The organism is Alteromonas sp. ABD4_190, from assembly GCF_056160105.1.
Window position 1 is genome coordinate 2380273 of sequence record NZ_JBSWWN010000001.1, and the last position, 16308, is coordinate 2396580.

Consider the following 16308-nt stretch of genomic DNA (forward strand, 5'->3'; position numbering starts at 1 on the left):
AATGACTAAGCCGAATTTTAAAAAGCCACTTATGTTTTTAGTTTTTGCTTCGACTGTTATGTTTTCGGGGTTACTTAAAAGCGCAGAGCAAGAAAAAACGCAAACTGATGAACCTTTGCGTTTAGAAGCGACGATCCGCGGTGACAAAGAGCAACCCCGTGTGATCAGTATTGTACCTTGGCAATTGCCGGAACATCGCGATATAGAAGGCACCCTGTCGTGGAAGCCGAAGAATAGCAAACTAAAACCGTTGGAGCGAAAGCAGTTTTTGCGCAAAGTCGCGTTGTCGAAGCAAATTAGTACGACGGGGCCTAAAAAGAATTTGCCAATTAATCAGGCTGACAAATAGGTATTGATTCCATCAAGGATGTGGGAATAGAGATAACCTTTCCCTTCCTAGAATAAGTTAAAACAACAATAAAAATAGCGGTGAAGTTACCGCTGTCATTTTAGAGAGGAAAAACCATGCAAGTCTTCGAAGTAGTCGTTCGCTTTTTTCAAGAAGGTGGCCCTTTTATGTTTCCAATTGCTATCGTGCTAGCAATTGGAATCGCCATTGCTCTTGAGCGTTACTTTTTCTTAAGCGCAGCGAAGCGCACAAATAAACGTGCTTTTGCCGAACTAGAGCCGCTTTTAAGCAGCCAGCAATACGATCAGGTTCGTCGTTTGGGTGAGCAAGGAAAAGCTCCCATCAGTCGTGTTATTGGGGCCGGCATTGCTCGCCTTCAAGTCAGCCCCCGTCGGGAAGATATCGAGTATGCAATGGAAGAAGGGTTAATGGAAACTATTCCCCGCCTTGAGAAGCGCACACCGTACTTAGGCACCCTGGCTAACATTTCTACCTTGCTTGGTCTATTGGGGACCATCATTGGCTTAATCGCAGCATTCTCAGCAGTAGCAAACGCAGACCCTTCTGAAAAAGCCAGTCTGTTGTCGCAAAGCATTTCAATTGCCATGAATACCACTGCTTTTGGCTTGATTGCTGCCATACCACTGCTGGGCTTCCACTCAGTGCTTCAATCTAAAACTACCGAGATTGTAGACAGTATGGAGATGGCTGGCGTGAAGTGCCTTAATGCACTTATGGCAAAAAAAGCAGTAGCGTCACTTAGTCGCGATACAGATGAGTAAATAATCATGTTAGGCAAACGTAAACGCCTGAGAAAGCCTGACGCAGAACTGGATATTACCTCGTTTCTTAACTTGATGATTGTGTTGGTACCAGTTCTACTCATGATGATGGTATTTTCTCGCATAACCGTAGTTGAGTTGAAACTACCTGGGTTAGAAGTGCTAGGCGACGGGGCAAGTATTGAAAGTCAGCAAATCGAATTGGTGGTAACTTCACAAGGTAGCGCAATATATTTCCCTGCGGGTTATTTAGTGCAACAGCTGCCAGTGATGAAAAATACTGAGCAGGGCCGAGTAAATCAAGATTGGGATGGAATTCAGCTAGTTCTTAAGCAGTTGAAGCAAACCTTATTGGCAAAAGGAACTGAAAAAAGTGACATCGTCTTAATGATTGAAGACGATGTAAATTATCAGACTATTGTAACATTATTAGAAAAAACACGTTCTTACAAAGACGTTGTTGCTGCGTCAGTAGTAGATGCAGAGCTATTTCCTGATGTTTCATTCGCAGAGGTGCCTGAAGACATGTCTCGCATAGAGTGGGCTGAAAGCGGAGATACTTCACCTTCTAGTGCTGAGGAGGTGTTGTGAAACAATCTGTGCAAGCCAAGCGCATGGCTCGAAATCACAAGCGCCATAGTCAACAAGCAAAACTTAGTCTCGTATCGTTAATGGATATATTTACCATTCTTGTGTTTTTTTTAATGCTGAATGCGTCCGATGTGCAAGTGCTAGATAATCATAAGTCGGTTACTTTGCCAGAAGCAGTGAGCGAAAAGCCTGCTAAGGAGACATTGCTTATTCTTGTTAACAACGAAGATATCGTGCTGCAGGGTAATAAAGTCGCGGCTGTGAGTGATGTCTTAGAAAACCAAGAAAGTACAATTACCTCGCTATTAGAAGAGCTAAACTACCGTGCGAAAAAAGCTGATGAAAAGGGGCGTGATACTCCTTCGGATATTCAAGATGGTGGCGGCCCAATAGCTAGAGCGATCACTGTGATGGGCGATCAGTCTGTGCCGTATGCGTTATTAAAAAGAATTATGTATACCTGTGCAGAAGCTGGCTATACAGATGTATCTTTGGCAGTAGAGCAAATCATGACGAAGGAGGGCGGTGATGAGTAGCATCTATTTTCAAACTCAATTGCCTTGGTCGTCGAGCGAACAAGAGAACAGGCTTTTCAGTAAAATAACCTATGCTTGTCTTATTATTGCTGTTGCTTTTGCTTTGGTTATCAATTGGGTTCAACTACCTGAGCAAACTCGCGAAGAGAAAGAGACGTTACCGCCTCAACTTGCTCGCATACTAAAGCCAAAGCCGTTGCCACCGCCTCCTGAAGTGAAACCTAAGCCACAACCTAAGGTTGAACAGCCAAAAGAGGAGATAAAGCCTAAGCCAAAGCCACAGCAGCCTGTTAAGAAAGTTCAGCCTGCGGTAAAGCCCAGACCTGTTCCGGTGGAAAAGACGAAAGAAGAAAAAGTGGCTGAAGCACGGGAAAACGCAAAGCAGACCGGGTTATTGGCATTTTCAGATGATTTAGCCAGCATGCGAAGCGATATCAACCTAGCAAATGTGGCCAACACGAAAACCATTGAAGGTGCAGGTGAACAAGAGCAAACCAGCAGAAAGCGGATAGGTAAACAGATTGCAACGCCAACGTCTGGCAGTTTAAAAAACGCGAGTATTAGTCAAAATATTGGGGCTAAAGGTGAGCTAGAAGGGCGTCGCACTACAGAGTTTACTGCGCCTGAGGAGGGTGCCGCATCTCTCGCTGCCAAGCGCATCGAAGTTGAATCTCAAGTGATAGGTAATAGAGATATAGAGCAAATACGCAAAGTATTAGATGCGAATAAAGGTGCCGTTTACGCCCTTTATCGAAGAGCGCTCCGTCAAAACCCTGACCTAGAAGGTAAAGTCACGGTTAGCTTAACGATAGAACCTAGTGGAAGTTTGTCTTCGGTTACATTGGTAAATAGCGAATTAGAAGATGAAGCGCTTGAGAGTAAGCTTCTAGCACGCATTCGTATGATTAACTTCGGTGCTGCTGACGTGGCTCAGACTAAACTTGAATACGCATTTAATTTTCTACCGTTTTAACCTTATAGAATTAAGGCCTAGCTTTCGCTCTGGCCTTAGTTTTTTCCCATTGATGTCTATCACATTATAAACATTAAACTACAGCTGTTTTATCTCTGCCTGTTTCTTTCGCTTCATAAAGGGCTCTGTCTGTGTCTTCTAAAATGGCAGTAGTGCTTTGCGGTGACTCAATTACTTTTAATCCTGCTGAGAATGTTAATTTAATGTCTGCACAGAGTTGACTGGCAGAGGCTATTTTTAGCGTCTGACGGAAGCGATCAAGCTGTTTGTAAATTTGGTCTTCTTTAGCGCAATGGAATATAAACAGAAACTCTTCACCTCCTAACCTGCCCATATCGACGTGTTTAGTAAAAAGCTGTCGCGCAGTGCTCGCGAATAGGCGCAATGCATCATCGCCCATTTTGTGACCATAGTTATCATTGATAGATTTGAAGAAATCGATGTCTAACATTGCTACGTAAAATTTTTCGTTAGCCGCTTCAAAGGTGGCGAGCGATCCTTCCAGTAACTCTAGAATTTTGACCCGGTTATAAAAGCGGGTTAATGCATCGGTAGTAGCAAGCCGTTCTAATCTTTTCTGGTAACGCGCACGCTTAATGTAGAGTAAAAACAGTAGTAGGCTTAGTATTAGACATAACCCAGTGATTACAGCTAATAAAAAATTTCGTTGCTGGTTAAGCGCAAGCTTTTCTTCTTGTAATTGAGTGATAGCTTTTAAGTCGCTATTTTCTGCCTGAATTTCGTCTAGTTCGTAAAGCGTTCGAATTATTTGTACCCGCGACTTATCTAGTGATTCGATTATTTTCTTATTTAATTCAATGTAGTGCTTGAGCGCGTCTATCGTATCTTGCTCGTTGCCAAGCCTTTCAAGAATAGACAGTTTAAGATAAGCGGCTTCCAAATGGGCAACGCCTGCTTCTGCGCTCGCTATTACCTCTTCTGCAAGCCTAACCATCTCTAATGCCTCTGTTTTGTCTCCGCTGGACAGCGCCAGACGAGAAAGCGCTATAAGCGAGTTAAAGTAAATAGTAGTAGAGTCTAAATCACGGGCTAGGTCGCTTGCTTCTTCAAATAAAAGGTGAGCGGCGCTGGCTGCCTCAGAGGTATTCCCTTGCGCTAACAACATTTCCCCTTTGCCGAGTAGGGCTTTGGCTAGTAGGAGGGAGTTATTGTTTTTTCTTGCAATCTCTATGGCTAATTCAAAAAAGCGCGCGGAGGCTTTAAAGTTTGAAAGCCCTAGCTCTGTTCGAGCAAGCTTTTCTGCTACCCGACTTTGATTAACAGTGTTTTTCTTTTTAACCGCAAATTCATAAGCTTCGTTTAAATATGCTTTTGCTTCTTCGAATTTAGACTGCTGCAAATAAATAGTGCCTATCAGACCAGCAATATGAGAGGTAGGGACTTGTGTCTTGAACTGTGTAGCGAATTCATAAGCGGAGAGATAGTTATCAAGAGCAAGCTTAGGTTCTTCAATATTTTCAAAAGTAGTACCTAGTGTCATTAATACGCCAATATTCAATTGTATTACGCCGTGGTTCATAGACCACTGCTTAACGGCGTTGAGCAAGCTAATCGATTCTTGTATTTCGCCTTTGCGTGAAAGTATTTTGGCTTTGAGCAATTTTGCGCGTTGCTGCATTAGCCTACTAGCGTAAACATCGCTTATGCATTTCTCTGCGAGTGCTAAAGCTTCATCATATTCGCCCTGTTTTTCTTTACCTAAGGCATAAAGGTATACCCATTCATGACGTTTGGCCGCTGATTTATTTTCATCGAGCAGCGTTTTCAATCTGGCCATTTCTTTTTCAGGTGCTCGATGTAGTGCTTTGATACCGGCTATGACGTCATCATTTGGTGCTGAATTCAGCTGGTTAGCAGAGGAGGAAACAGGTTTTAATATTGAAACGGTGAAAACAAAAATCGCGACTATCAATCCAAGTTTAGACATTCAACTATGTGCCTGTTTCAGAAAAACTCCATTCACTAAAATATAGTCGCTCTTTTCGAGCATCGACAATATTGAGCTAACTTTCTTGTGATAGAAGTGCTCAATTAACAATGTGAGTAGATAAACGTAAAGCTTCGCCTCTTGTTTTACGATATGTTATAACGTGATTATGTAAAAATTTCGTGAGTCATTTTTGTGAAACTTTCTGCTACGCTTTCTAGCGTTAAATTCGGTTTAATTGCGGCGCTACTGATTTTGTTTGGCGCGTTAAATCCAATTCTAGCTGCCGATTACGAAGAAATTGACTGGGTAGCTCTTATGCCCGAGGACGATTTGAGCGCGCTTTTAAACAGGCCTGAGTTTTTAAACGATATTGCCGATGGCTCTGCCGCCGACTCTGTCGATGACTTTGCTTCAAAGCAGCTAGAAGATGAACAAGCACAGCGATACCAACAAGCGTTAGTGTCGACGCGAGTGATAGAGGCGTTTGACGGGAAGGCTATTCGCATCCCCGGATTTATTGTACCTTTAGAGCAAAACGAAGAACAAAAAGCCACCGCCTTTTTCGTTGTACCGTATTTTGGGGCTTGCTTACACATGCCGCCACCGCCGCCGAATCAAATTTTGTATGTTGAATACAAAGAAGGCATTGCAGTTGAGAACTTGTACGACCCTTATTGGTTTGAAGGCACGGTAAAAATAGACAACCACGAAAGCGCACTAGGTACATCTGCCTATTCGTTAGTGCTAGACAGCTTCGCGCTTTACGAGGAGTAACTGATATGAAAAAAACAGTCGTTGCAGCTACCATTTTATCAAGTCTTATAGCATTTCATAGTACTGCGTGTGAACTACATGCAGGTATGGGAAACATGCAGTTTGGCTTTCAACACCCCATGATGCAACAGCATTTAGCGGCAGCTAAGGAGCCACTTATTTCGCTCAATATCGACAGAAAGCGAGAAGTGGCTAAGCTTGAGGCGTCAGCCGTTCCGCTGCGATTTACTATTCCTTCGAACTACAAAGAAGTTAGCGTAGATGTGATGGCAAGTGATGGCGTAACGCTACTCTCGCCGCAGCGCTTTTCTTTGTCTTCTACAAAGGGCGAACAAGCCATTAGCTTTCAGGCACAAGAAGAAGGCACACACGAACTTGTTCTAAAAGTCTATGCGCTTAAAAAGAATGTGCCGGTAACTTACACCCGCAAAGTCAAAATTTTAGCAAGTTAAAAGCTAGGATAATGTATGAAGCGCGCCACGTACGTTTTACTGGCTTCTCTTATTGTTTTCATTGCATTGGGCGCGCTGGTGGGGCTCGGCCTGAGGGGTAAGCTTGATAGCGTAATAGAGCGTTTTTTCGAGAATAACACGGCGATTTATCAAGACAGCCACAGGTTAACTACCGTTCAACAGTTCCAACCCTTATCTTGGGACGCGCTGTTACCTGACGCCGAAAAGGCGCTGTTGGGCAAGACCCGATCGACTCAAAATCCTCAGCAGAATTTACCCCTTCATGAACAGGTATTTCAGTCTATTCAACGCACATTTGACGATGAATACCAGCAAGCGCTAATTTCGGTGAATACAGTTGATACATTTAACGGCAAGTACGTCGAACTCAGCGGGTTTATTGTGCCTGTAGAAGTCAATGCACAGCGAGAAATAACGGCGTTCTTCATTGTGCCTTATTTCGGCGCGTGCATTCATTACCCACCACCGCCACCAAATCAAATTGTGTTTGTTTCGTTGAATAATGCCCACGAGCAAGGCGGTATTAGAGGAATAGACATCCAGCAGGCGTATACGTTCTCGGGTGAGTTTTCTACCGGGTTGTATGAAGACCCTCAGGGCACATCTGCTTACTTACTGGACGTGGTAGAAGTAAAGCCCTATTCAGGGCTGGGAAATGGCATTAACGATGACAACGCTAATTTAACGAACGGCGCGTTCCATATAGAAAGCGACATTCGTTGATTTTACTTTATCAATGGTCTACCAAGAACCGTACATGGGGTTTGGCAGAATAAAAATCTCTGTGCCCACTCGTGGCATGAGCAACTCAACGTCGGCAGATTCTTGGGTTACGCCGCCCACATCTTCAATGTTGTCGCCAATTTGCATGATAATAGTGTGAGGCACAGCCCACGTAGACGTCGCATCTTTAGACGTATTTGAACATGCGATTTTACCTTGGGTAAGCTGCATTCTTCGCAAGTCTTTGTCATTAACCATACCTTCTTGTCCGACTGCTTTTTTATCTTCAGCAGTACGGCCAACTACGCAGGTATTGCTGGTGGTCAGCGGTAAACCTTGTGCTAAAAGATTATTCCACGTGTGCTTATCAAGCGTTTTATCGCGATTCGTAATAAGCGCCACTTTTCCATTTCGCTTAATAACCTCGTCGATAAAATCAGCGACGCCGGGTACTAATGTGGCTTCTTCACGCTTTACCCAGTCAGCCCAGCTTTTTGATGAATAACCTAAGCCGACACTTTCGCGTTCTTTTTGGTAGGTACTATTATCTAGCACGGTTTCATCAACATCCATGACGACAACGTCGCCATTAGCAAAACGCGTAGGCAGTGCGGCAATGGCTTGGTTGTACACAAAACTTGAAAGAACAGGGTACTCTTTGCTACTGGTTTGGTATATCACGGCATTCGACAGGGCGTGTGATTTTACACCAGCAAGCGGGGTTGAGGGCGCAGACGAGCATGCCGCAATAGCTGATACTGCAGCGCCTATGCACGCCGCTTTGCTGATGTAAGAGAGCTTGTTAAGAGATAACAATGTTATTTTCCTTTTATTGTTTCTTCTGTCTACCTGCTCCAACAACCAATTGGTGTCTGAGCTTATCGATGAACTGGGCCTGATATTTCAGCGATGGCGTCGTGTGCATGCAGACTTTCTTGATGTTCTACTTTTACACGAAAATAGGTAGCTTGGTAATACGTACTTAACGCTTCATGCAGTCGCCTTACCGAATCTTCTACAAACATTAGGTTTTCAGCATTACGCTTGGCAAACGCCTGTTCATCTTCACGCTTAACTGCGGTTTGAAGCGGTGTGCCTAACGCGTTTTCTATCAGGTCAATAATACCAATAAAATCGGGGATCTCGTTGTCGCTTAAATCTAGGGTTATATCGGCAAAGGAACGCTGTGCATGCGCCGTGGCGATGCTGGCTTGTTTAGAAGCGAGCCAAGCGCCCATTTCTTCTACGCATAAACCTTTTCCTTCGAATTGCTGCACAAATACTTCTGATAACGCCTTGCGAGAGAGGGAGGCCGAACAAGGACAAGTGCTAGAGTACGGTACTCTTAACTTAAGCTGTGCCTCATAACGTTCAGGTGATCGTCTTACGCAAAGTGAAGCAGGGTACGATTGATATCCTGACATCCTACTTATGAGCGCAGGACGCGACACGGTGAGGTCAAAGTGTAGATTAAGCTGGGCGCTGTTGCTCAGCCCATCTTGAGACTCGATAAGCGCGTTCATTAACGACACAAGTGCCGACTTATGTAAGTCTTGGTTGCTCAAATATCGCTGCAGCAAGCTGTACAAGCGAGACATGTGAATGCCTTTGGCGTTGGGATGATCCAAACTTACCGTTACATCTACCTTTGCTTGGCTAGCTAAACGCTCTCCGCGTTTACCTAACACGTGTAGCGGTATTGCAATACCCTGCATACCAACATTATCAATAACAGGAAGCTGCGCAGTGGAATGCTCTGTAGTGACATCGGGAAGTACCGTGTCGGAATGATTGAAACTAGACAAAATAACCTCTGAATGAGACCTCAAAAACGGCTTACATCACTAATATTGCGAGCTTCGCTAGATAAGAATTACCCGCTTTTGAGGTTATGATGAAACTAATAGGGTTGTGATTGGGTGGTCTCGCGCTCTTCGCAAGTAGGCACCTGTACGGTCGACCTAAGCCTATAGTTAATCAGGTGCGCACCAACGATAATAAACGATGCGATTACCGTAATTATCACTTCACCATATTCACCTAGCACTTCGTGTCCTAAGCCTATCCACTCAACGAGCAGCGGACTACTTAAAAGTGTTAGGCCAAAAACGCCAGCAAATACTACCCACTTATTTTTGTGATGTAGGTAGCCTAGTGAAAGTGCAAGAACCCCAATGGGCAACACGAAGAACAGCAATATTTGATGGAAGGTTTCATCATTGAGCATTGACACACTTGCCAATGCAGGTATGGAAATCAATAGAATAGGCGTTAATAAACAATGTATTACGCAAAGCGATGAAAGGAGCATAGCGAGCCTGTCTGAAATGAACTGCACTTTTGGCATTGCGCTGCTTCCTTGATATATCGAATTCATAATATGTCCGAAAATTGCTATGGCGCAGCTATAATGGGTGAAGCTTGCGCCTGAGAGAGTAAAAATATAACTAGCTGCTTATCAGTAAGGTTGGCTGACTTGGAGTTATCTCCAGTGCGCCTTGTCCTTTGTTGGTTACCCAAATTGCATTAACATGCTGCAGGCTTGGCCAATGGGGAAACCCTGTCATCTCAATACGCTTTACGGGGCCTTGGCAACTAAGCAAGTATGCGACACGAAAATCAGAATGCGTGTTGCGATGGGCATGGCCTTCGTGTTCACTTTCATGCTCGTCATGCTCGTCATGCTCGTCATGCTCGTCATGCTCGTCATGCTCGTCATGCTCGTCATGCTCGTTAGCTACCTCCCATGGGCTTTCAAGTGTGGTATCGAGTAATTCACACGCATTGCTTAGGGTAAAAATGTCGTCAAAGCGCTGAAAAACCTTTTGCGTTTCTTCATAACGTTTTTTATCGCTAGTCGTGGATGGCGCGTATTCAAACCCCAGGACATCAGCAGCAGGCAGCTGCAGCACAAACTGCCATTCACTTCCCGCTTGCAGGATTTGTAGCTTGCCTTCACCGTGAGTATGAGGTGCAGCATGAACAGCGTTGAAACTCAACCCAGCCAAGCTCAATCCGACCAAAGCACCTACCTTTAGAAAAGTTGAAGAGGCGCGTGGCGCTTTTTGTGAATTCTTCCACGTAATAGAAATGGTTTTCATTTTTACCTCTTGCGCAATTGTTACAGTATAACATACCATAAAACTAGAGTTGATACATTATCACATTACAAAAATTCAGAGGTTAGAATAATGAAATTGTCTCGATTGGCGTTAGGCTTATCGCTTTTAGCGCCTGCGTTGCTATTAGCATCTCCGTCAGTACTGGCACAAACACTTTCTGGCACGGTAACTAATGCAGCCGGAAAGCCGCTCGTCAACGCAACTGTTGAAATTGAGGCGCTAAAGCGTGTTACCAGCACTAACGAGCTGGGCGAGTTTACTTTCTCTAACGTAAAGGAGGGCGACTATACGCTTCATATATTCGCCTCTGGCTTCGCTCACTTACATGAGCATACGCAAGTTCAATCTGACAGCGCGGGTGGCGCTAACTTTGTTTTGGCGCGCAGTGCTATCGAAGTGATTGACGTGCACGCCACGCCTATGCATTTATCGGTGATGGAATCGGCCACTCCAGTGAGCGTGTTATCTGGCGAAACCCTACGTCGTCAACAAGCGGCCACGCTGGGCGATACGCTAGAAAAATTACCCGGCGTACAGTCTAACTTCCATGGCAATGTTGCGAGCACGCCAATTATTCGTGGCCTTAGCGGACCACGGGTACTGATTACTCAAAATGGCTTGGATGTGAGCGACGTTTCCCGTGTTGGCCCCGACCACGCAGTAGCAAGTGAAGCCTCAACCGCTAAACAAATTGAAGTGCTGCGTGGGCCAGCAACCCTGTTCTTCGGAAGCGGTGCGATAGGCGGTGTGGTGAACGTAGTTGACCAACGTGTGCCCACGTCCACTGAAACGCGCGGTGAATTTGTATTAGAAACGCAAACCGTTAACGACCAGAAACTTGGAACGTTTAACGTGACTACTGGGGTGGACAACATAGCCTTTTACGCTGACGGTTTTTATCGCGATTCAAATGATTATGAAACACCTGTTGCCCCTGACATTGATGACCCAGATGGCGCCAATGTGGTTGAAAACAGTAACGAAGAATCGAATGGGTTTACGTTAGGGACCAGCTATTTATTCGACCAAGGCTATGTTGGCGTAGCAGTAGAGCGATTTGAGCGAGAATACGGCGTGCCTGGGCACAGTCACGGCGGAGATACTTCGGTATTCGCTGATCTTGAGCAAACTAAATATCAGCTTTTAGGTGAGTACAACTTTACCAGTGATTTTTTGCAAAGTGTTCACTTTAGAGCGGGCTATACCGATTATGAACATGCTGAAGTTGAGGGCGGTTTAGTAGGTACCACTTTTAGTAATGAAACCGAAGAACTTCGCGTAGAGTTATTGCATAAACCCATGGCTGGCTGGCGCGGTGGTATCAGCCTTCATTACAAAGGGAGCGATGTATTTGCTCAAGGCGCAGAAGCCTTTACACCACCTTCAGAAATGGAGATGTTTGCTATAGCACTCATGGAAGAGCGTCACTTTGGTGATTTTCTGGTTCAGTTAGGGGCCCGTGCAGAAAGAGTAACACTGGACGCTTCGAGTGTGCTGTTACCTGAGCTTGATGCTCACGACCATGGCGATGAACACAAACATGACGACCACGATCATGATGAGCATGCCCACGACGAGCACGATCATGAAGGCAGCGAGTTCGTACGACAGTTCGAGGTAGATCAAGAGTTTACACCTATATCGCTATCAGCGGGTGTGGTTTATACCATTAATGAAAGCTATAACGTGGGCGTTTCACTTTCCCGTTCAGAGCGCGCCCCTTCTGCCTCTGAGCTTCTTTCTTTTGGCCCGCATATTGGCACCCGTACTTATGAAATTGGCGCCCTCTTTGATTTGTCAGAGGAAGGCGAGTTTGTGCTTTCTCAAATGGCAATCGATCTTGAGACAGCAAATAACATCGACCTAACGTTCAGAAAAACACAGGGTGACGTTGGCTTTGTATTTAATGCTTTTTATAACCAAGTAGATAACTACTACTTCCAAGAAGAAACCGGCTTATTCGCTGAAAGTGGTCATGACCATGCTCACGATGAAGAAGGCCACGGTGAAGAAGAGCATAGCGAAGATGAACACAGCGATGAATTACCTGTTTACCTGTTTGATTCAGCTGACGCCGTTCTTCATGGTTTTGAGTTACAAGTTGCCTGGCAAACCACTGACAACCTAAAACTCGATTTCTTCGCCGACTACGTTAAAGCCCGCCTTAAAGATGGTGGCGCACTGCCTCGCACTTCGCCCATGCGAGTGGGTTCACACGTTGCCTACACGTTAGATAACATTCGCGCAGATTTAGACCTCACATATTTTGCAAAACAAGACGATATCTCGACGTTCGAGACTGAAACGGACGGCTACACCCTTGTTGATGCTTCAATCACGTACGACATTCCTTTGGGAGATATTGATTTATCGGTTTATCTGAGCGGTGAAAACCTAACCGACGAAGAAGCGCGCGTTCACACCTCGTTTTTGAAAGATATTGCACCACGTCCGGGTAGAAACTTTGCTTTCGGCGTACGCGGTTATTTCTAAGATCAGCTTATAAAAAAGAATTATTGATAGGGATACACACATGAAAAATAGACTAGTACTAAGCGCCATAGCCAGCGCACTTTTGCTTGCAGGCTGTGGTGATGCAGAAACCAATATTGTAGAGCTGGATCCTATTGAGGTGCCAGAGGATGATCACGACCACGACGACCACGACGACCACGACGACCACGACGACCACGACGACCACGACTCAGATTATGAAATTGAAAGTGAAGGCAGATTGGTTGTTGCCGATGCTGCATCAAATACGCTCACTGTCTTTGATCTAGATGATAATTCAGTACTTGATACGTTTTCTGCAACCTTTGATGGAAGTAGTGTAAGCGCCTCTGCAGACTATCGCTTTGCAGTCATCAACAGCCGAGCAAACGGATTAACTGAGTTTCTTGATGGTGGATTATGGCGAGAAGATCACGTAGAGCACCTGCACGACTATGAAGAAGCCCCAAGCCTGTCTGGTTTCACACTTGAAGGGAGTCAACCGACTCACGTAGTAACACACGACGGTCAACTTGCTGTGTTTTACGACGGAAATGCCGATACCAGCATGCCGGCAGCGGTAAAAGTGGTAACCGATACCCAAATTGCCAGTGAAATTACAGAAGTTCCTACTTTGGAATTTACTGTAAATATGCACGGTGTCGCGGAACCGCGTGGAGACATGCTAATTAGTACTGTACGTCGTGATGATGCAGAGTCTCGTTCTGCTAATCCAATCTTGCCAGACAGCGTTGCGGTATATCACTGGCATGATGGCGAGTACGAAGAAGAGCAACGTTTTGACGGTGAATGTGCTGACTTACATGGCGCAGCTCAAAACGAAATCGCTGTGGCATTTGGCTGTAGCGACGGCGTATTAATTCTCAACGATGGTGATGAGGTATTTACCAGCACGTTTATCGACAACATTGATGGGCTTGGCGATCTGCGCATTGGCACAATGTATGGACATGAACACGCAGAAGCGTTTATTGGTATTGCTTCACAACATGGTGGCGGTAGTGCCATCTTGGCCAATGTGTCGCCTGTAACCAGCACCATGAGTGTAATTGATTGGCAGCCAGAGACTGATGCTCAAGCTGTGTCATACGGTTTCTCAATGGGCGGCGAATTCTTTGCAATTCTAGATGACAAAGGTTTTGTAACGCTGCTAGAAGCGCACGAGGAAGATGGTGACACTCACTGGGAGTTTGTGCACAAGATTGATGTGGCCAGTGCCAGCGCGGCAAACCTAGCAGAAGGTCAGTCATTTAGCATGGCAGCATCGCAACACGAAGAAACCTTGTTTGTTGTTGACCCTGTTGCGCAAGTTATCCTTGCTGTTGATTTGGAAACTGAGACCACGGAAACCTTGCTTGAACTGGATTTTGAGCCTGCAGGTGCAGTTTGGCTAGGTATTGCAGAAGAACACGAGCACGACGGTCACGATCACTAATCAGGCGTAGTATTTTACAAACGCTAATAAGTGTTTGAATCTAGCAATACACAGATTAAGGGCATAGCGATATGCCCTTATTTTTTGAATTTTTCATATTTATTAAACATTCGTTAATTTTGTTTATAACAGCCCTCGCTTTTTTCTCCGCCTTATATAAAAAAGCGTCTGTTTCTCAATTGCTTTTTACCGTTATCGATTCTGAATTCGTATGTTGGTGTAGGTCACGCAAAATCTAACAAGTCAGTACCGAAGAAGTTATCGATGACACAGCGCCATTCACCATTTACATCCCTTTGAAGAACGTAAACGGCGCGCTTGCCCTCGCAGGGTAAGGCGTTGGGTGTGGCTTTGGGAACAAGGTAAAGCTTAGCGACGACTAGCGCTACGTCACCGGCTTGTATAACCCGTTCGTCTCCGGTGGTAACCAAATGATCGGGCATGAATTTCTTTTGAAATTTAAGTAGGGCGTTAACGCAGTCGCGCTGCGTGGCATGTTCGTCTGTAGCCAGGTTTTGCGTTGAACTGGACATGGGGGTCGCGACCACTGTTGCATCGCTAGCATAACATTGGGATAAGGCGTCTTGATCGCCGCGGTTTACTGCGTCATGCAACTGTTGTAACACGTGAGATATTGGATTGTTCATGGCTGTCGTTCCGTTCTTTTTACCGCAAGACGAGCCAATAAAAAACCCGCCTTTGCGGCGGGTTTAGTGAATTCTAATTACGCACTAGCTAACCCGCCCATTCCTTAGAATAGCGAGAATAATAATCAGCGCAGTCGCTGAGTAAGCAGTATGTGTATTCGTGTTTTTAGGCATAGTATTTAAAAACAGTGCGCTGCTAGTGAGTATTTAATGACCTGAGTATCCTTTGCACCAAAGAGAAAGTCAATGGGTTTTTTAGGCGAACAAGTTAGCCACATATGGTCTGGAGAATAAGCGATGACAATTGGACTTGTTGCTAGTTTAGGCTTCAAATATGGTAATGCGAATAGTCGAGCCCTGTTTCAAACATTCATAGATGTCTTCATCAGTAAAGCCACTGTTATGAAGAATTTGTCTAGCAACAAGCTTGGCATCTTTTGTACTATTTCTGTCACTTAATATTTGAAGTGCTTTGTTTAAGTAGTTAACTGAAGACATGATAAAAGCCTCATGTGCCATACTTCATTGTTGTCTATTATTTGAACGAATAAAGGTGAGGTTGTGATCACTGAAACGTCGTAAAGGCATCATAAATTGTTGTGGAGTTTAAATCTTGAATTTACTTTATAGTTGGTTAACGGCTAATGATGCGTTGTCGATGTCAACGTCAGTGGTGCTTGTTGTCACATCATTCTTTACGTCTATGATGACAGCAACATTAGGTATTGGCGGCGGGGTTTTATTACTTGCTGTAATGGCTGGTACTGTGCCGGTTAGTGCGCTGATCCCCGTTCACGGGTTAGTGCAGCTTGGTTCCAATGGAAACCGTGCACTAATGACGGCGAAGCATATCGACTGGAATATGCTGAAATATTTTTCTCTAGGCGCAATCGTCGGCGCTTTCTTGGCGTCGTTTATTGTGGTTCAGCTGCCGCTGGTGATAATTCAATTTGCGGTTGCCGCATTTATCCTATTCTTAGTGTGGGGGAGTAAACCCAAAGCACAAGAAATGAGGCCTGCGGGTAGAACATTGGCGGGGTTGGTAACCACCTTGGTTTCAATGTTTGTAGGTGCCACCGGGCCTTTGGTTGCGGCATTTGTACACCGAAATAATTACAGCAAAATGCAGATAACCGGCACGTTTGCCAGCTGTATGACACTGCAACATGGCCTTAAAGCCTTCGTATTTACCTTTGTAGGGTTTTCATTTGCACAGTGGGCGGGGCTTATCATCATTATGATTGCCAGTGGTGCGCTCGGCACATTTTTCGGCTTGAAAGTATTAAAGCGTGTGCCGGCGGAGAAGTTTATGCTGGCGTTTAAGATTGTAGTGACGCTTTTAGCCCTTCGCCTGCTATGGCAGGCTATAGCTAGCTTGTTATAGAAAAAAGAGCTTAAGAAGTTAGCTTCTTAAGCTCTACGTTTTCTTAGTTTTTTT

At 44.9% G+C, this 16308-nt stretch carries 18 protein-coding genes; 11 read left to right on the forward strand and 7 right to left on the reverse strand.

Going from position 1 to position 16308, the window contains the following annotated elements:
* The first annotated feature begins 1 nt into the window (after nt 1).
* From ACXAFM_RS10515 to ACXAFM_RS10535, 5 genes are all read left to right on the forward strand, one after another.
* Complete coding sequence (locus ACXAFM_RS10515; RefSeq protein ID WP_474834485.1) at nt 2–349, forward strand: hypothetical protein; 348 nt, start codon at nt 2–4, stop codon at nt 347–349.
* A 116-nt stretch (nt 350–465) separates the two neighbouring features.
* A complete protein-coding gene (locus ACXAFM_RS10520; RefSeq protein ID WP_474829269.1) occupies nt 466–1131 on the forward strand; it encodes a MotA/TolQ/ExbB proton channel family protein in 666 nt (221 codons plus the stop codon).
* A 6-nt stretch (nt 1132–1137) separates the two neighbouring features.
* Nucleotides 1138–1722, forward strand: coding sequence for an ExbD/TolR family protein (locus tag ACXAFM_RS10525; RefSeq protein ID WP_474834486.1), 585 nt, complete (start codon nt 1138–1140; stop codon nt 1720–1722).
* A complete protein-coding gene (locus ACXAFM_RS10530) occupies nt 1719–2258 on the forward strand; it encodes an ExbD/TolR family protein (RefSeq protein ID WP_474834488.1) in 540 nt (179 codons plus the stop codon). The genes ACXAFM_RS10525 and ACXAFM_RS10530 overlap by 4 nt, the downstream gene beginning before the upstream one ends.
* Nucleotides 2251–3231, forward strand: a complete 981-nt coding sequence (locus tag ACXAFM_RS10535) for an AgmX/PglI C-terminal domain-containing protein (RefSeq protein ID WP_474834490.1) — start codon at nt 2251–2253, stop codon at nt 3229–3231. Before ACXAFM_RS10530 ends, ACXAFM_RS10535 begins: the two co-directional genes overlap by 8 nt.
* A 73-nt stretch (nt 3232–3304) precedes the next feature.
* Here the strand turns inward: ACXAFM_RS10535 and ACXAFM_RS10540 are convergent, their stop codons facing one another.
* A complete protein-coding gene (locus ACXAFM_RS10540) occupies nt 3305–5179 on the reverse strand; it encodes a tetratricopeptide repeat-containing diguanylate cyclase (protein WP_474834492.1) in 1875 nt (624 codons plus the stop codon).
* 195 nt (nt 5180–5374) lie between these two features.
* Between ACXAFM_RS10540 and ACXAFM_RS10545 the strand changes: the two genes are divergently transcribed.
* The 3 genes from ACXAFM_RS10545 to ACXAFM_RS10555 are packed head-to-tail and all read left to right on the forward strand — an operon-like array spanning nt 5375 to nt 7152.
* Nucleotides 5375–5956: a DUF3299 domain-containing protein gene (locus ACXAFM_RS10545; protein WP_474834494.1), complete on the forward strand. Its 582-nt coding sequence runs from the start codon at nt 5375–5377 to the stop codon at nt 5954–5956.
* A gap of 5 nt (nt 5957–5961) precedes the next feature.
* Nucleotides 5962–6408 carry a hypothetical protein gene (locus tag ACXAFM_RS10550; protein ID WP_474834495.1) on the forward strand — a complete coding sequence of 149 codons (447 nt, stop codon included), beginning with the start codon at nt 5962–5964 and terminating at the stop codon, nt 6406–6408.
* A gap of 15 nt (nt 6409–6423) precedes the next feature.
* Nucleotides 6424–7152: a DUF3299 domain-containing protein gene (locus ACXAFM_RS10555; protein ID WP_474834497.1), complete on the forward strand. Its 729-nt coding sequence runs from the start codon at nt 6424–6426 to the stop codon at nt 7150–7152.
* A gap of 18 nt (nt 7153–7170) precedes the next feature.
* On the opposite strand, the gene ACXAFM_RS10560 is transcribed toward ACXAFM_RS10555, so the two are convergent.
* The 4 genes from ACXAFM_RS10560 to ACXAFM_RS10575 all read right to left on the reverse strand — a co-directional run bounded on the left by ACXAFM_RS10560 (nt 7171) and on the right by ACXAFM_RS10575 (nt 10253).
* Nucleotides 7171–7968: a 5'-nucleotidase, lipoprotein e(P4) family gene (locus ACXAFM_RS10560; protein WP_474834499.1), complete on the reverse strand. Its 798-nt coding sequence runs from the start codon at nt 7966–7968 to the stop codon at nt 7171–7173.
* A 62-nt stretch (nt 7969–8030) separates the two neighbouring features.
* Nucleotides 8031–8957 carry a GTP cyclohydrolase FolE2 gene (folE2, locus tag ACXAFM_RS10565; RefSeq protein WP_474834501.1) on the reverse strand — a complete coding sequence of 309 codons (927 nt, stop codon included), beginning with the start codon at nt 8955–8957 and terminating at the stop codon, nt 8031–8033.
* Between the two features lie 95 nt (nt 8958–9052).
* Nucleotides 9053–9529: a MerC domain-containing protein gene (locus ACXAFM_RS10570; RefSeq protein WP_474834503.1), complete on the reverse strand. Its 477-nt coding sequence runs from the start codon at nt 9527–9529 to the stop codon at nt 9053–9055.
* A 70-nt stretch (nt 9530–9599) separates the two neighbouring features.
* Nucleotides 9600–10253: a ZrgA family zinc uptake protein gene (locus ACXAFM_RS10575; protein WP_474834504.1), complete on the reverse strand. Its 654-nt coding sequence runs from the start codon at nt 10251–10253 to the stop codon at nt 9600–9602.
* 90 nt (nt 10254–10343) lie between these two features.
* Between ACXAFM_RS10575 and ACXAFM_RS10580 the strand changes: the two genes are divergently transcribed.
* Together ACXAFM_RS10580 and ACXAFM_RS10585 are read left to right on the forward strand one after the other, a co-directional pair.
* The gene (locus ACXAFM_RS10580; protein WP_474834506.1) at nt 10344–12767 is read left to right on the forward strand and encodes a TonB-dependent receptor; all 2424 of its coding nucleotides are present in this window, start codon (nt 10344–10346) and stop codon (nt 12765–12767) included.
* 40 nt (nt 12768–12807) lie between these two features.
* Nucleotides 12808–14223: a 5-methyltetrahydrofolate--homocysteine methyltransferase gene (locus tag ACXAFM_RS10585; RefSeq protein WP_474834508.1), complete on the forward strand. Its 1416-nt coding sequence runs from the start codon at nt 12808–12810 to the stop codon at nt 14221–14223.
* A 224-nt stretch (nt 14224–14447) separates the two neighbouring features.
* On the opposite strand, the gene ACXAFM_RS10590 is transcribed toward ACXAFM_RS10585, so the two are convergent.
* Nucleotides 14448–14870, reverse strand: a complete 423-nt coding sequence (locus ACXAFM_RS10590; protein WP_474834510.1) for a YybH family protein — start codon at nt 14868–14870, stop codon at nt 14448–14450.
* Between the two features lie 321 nt (nt 14871–15191).
* A complete protein-coding gene (locus tag ACXAFM_RS10595; protein ID WP_201282662.1) occupies nt 15192–15368 on the reverse strand; it encodes a hypothetical protein in 177 nt (58 codons plus the stop codon).
* 115 nt (nt 15369–15483) lie between these two features.
* On the opposite strand from ACXAFM_RS10595, the gene ACXAFM_RS10600 reads away from it, so the two are divergent.
* Nucleotides 15484–16254 carry a sulfite exporter TauE/SafE family protein gene (locus ACXAFM_RS10600; RefSeq protein WP_474834512.1) on the forward strand — a complete coding sequence of 257 codons (771 nt, stop codon included), beginning with the start codon at nt 15484–15486 and terminating at the stop codon, nt 16252–16254.
* Nucleotides 16255–16308 lie beyond the last annotated feature (54 nt).

Bases quoted from the DNA above. Each gene is read 5' to 3' on its own strand.
- ACXAFM_RS10540 (WP_474834492.1), bottom strand. From the start codon at position 5,179: ATGTCTAAACTTGGATTGATAGTCGCGATTTTTGTTTTCACCGTTTCA.
- ACXAFM_RS10550 (WP_474834495.1), top strand. From the start codon at position 5,962: ATGAAAAAAACAGTCGTTGCAGCTACCATTTTATCAAGTCTTATAGCA.
- ACXAFM_RS10555 (WP_474834497.1), top strand. From the start codon at position 6,424: ATGAAGCGCGCCACGTACGTTTTACTGGCTTCTCTTATTGTTTTCATT.
- ACXAFM_RS10575 (WP_474834504.1), bottom strand. From the start codon at position 10,253: ATGAAAACCATTTCTATTACGTGGAAGAATTCACAAAAAGCGCCACGC.
- ACXAFM_RS10515 (WP_474834485.1), top strand. From the start codon at position 2: ATGACTAAGCCGAATTTTAAAAAGCCACTTATGTTTTTAGTTTTTGCT.
- ACXAFM_RS10525 (WP_474834486.1), top strand. From the start codon at position 1,138: ATGTTAGGCAAACGTAAACGCCTGAGAAAGCCTGACGCAGAACTGGAT.
- ACXAFM_RS10570 (WP_474834503.1), bottom strand. From the start codon at position 9,529: ATGAATTCGATATATCAAGGAAGCAGCGCAATGCCAAAAGTGCAGTTC.
- ACXAFM_RS10535 (WP_474834490.1), top strand. From the start codon at position 2,251: ATGAGTAGCATCTATTTTCAAACTCAATTGCCTTGGTCGTCGAGCGAA.
- ACXAFM_RS10595 (WP_201282662.1), bottom strand. From the start codon at position 15,368: ATGTCTTCAGTTAACTACTTAAACAAAGCACTTCAAATATTAAGTGAC.
- ACXAFM_RS10585 (WP_474834508.1), top strand. From the start codon at position 12,808: ATGAAAAATAGACTAGTACTAAGCGCCATAGCCAGCGCACTTTTGCTT.
- ACXAFM_RS10520 (WP_474829269.1), top strand. From the start codon at position 466: ATGCAAGTCTTCGAAGTAGTCGTTCGCTTTTTTCAAGAAGGTGGCCCT.
- ACXAFM_RS10590 (WP_474834510.1), bottom strand. From the start codon at position 14,870: ATGAACAATCCAATATCTCACGTGTTACAACAGTTGCATGACGCAGTA.
- ACXAFM_RS10580 (WP_474834506.1), top strand. From the start codon at position 10,344: ATGAAATTGTCTCGATTGGCGTTAGGCTTATCGCTTTTAGCGCCTGCG.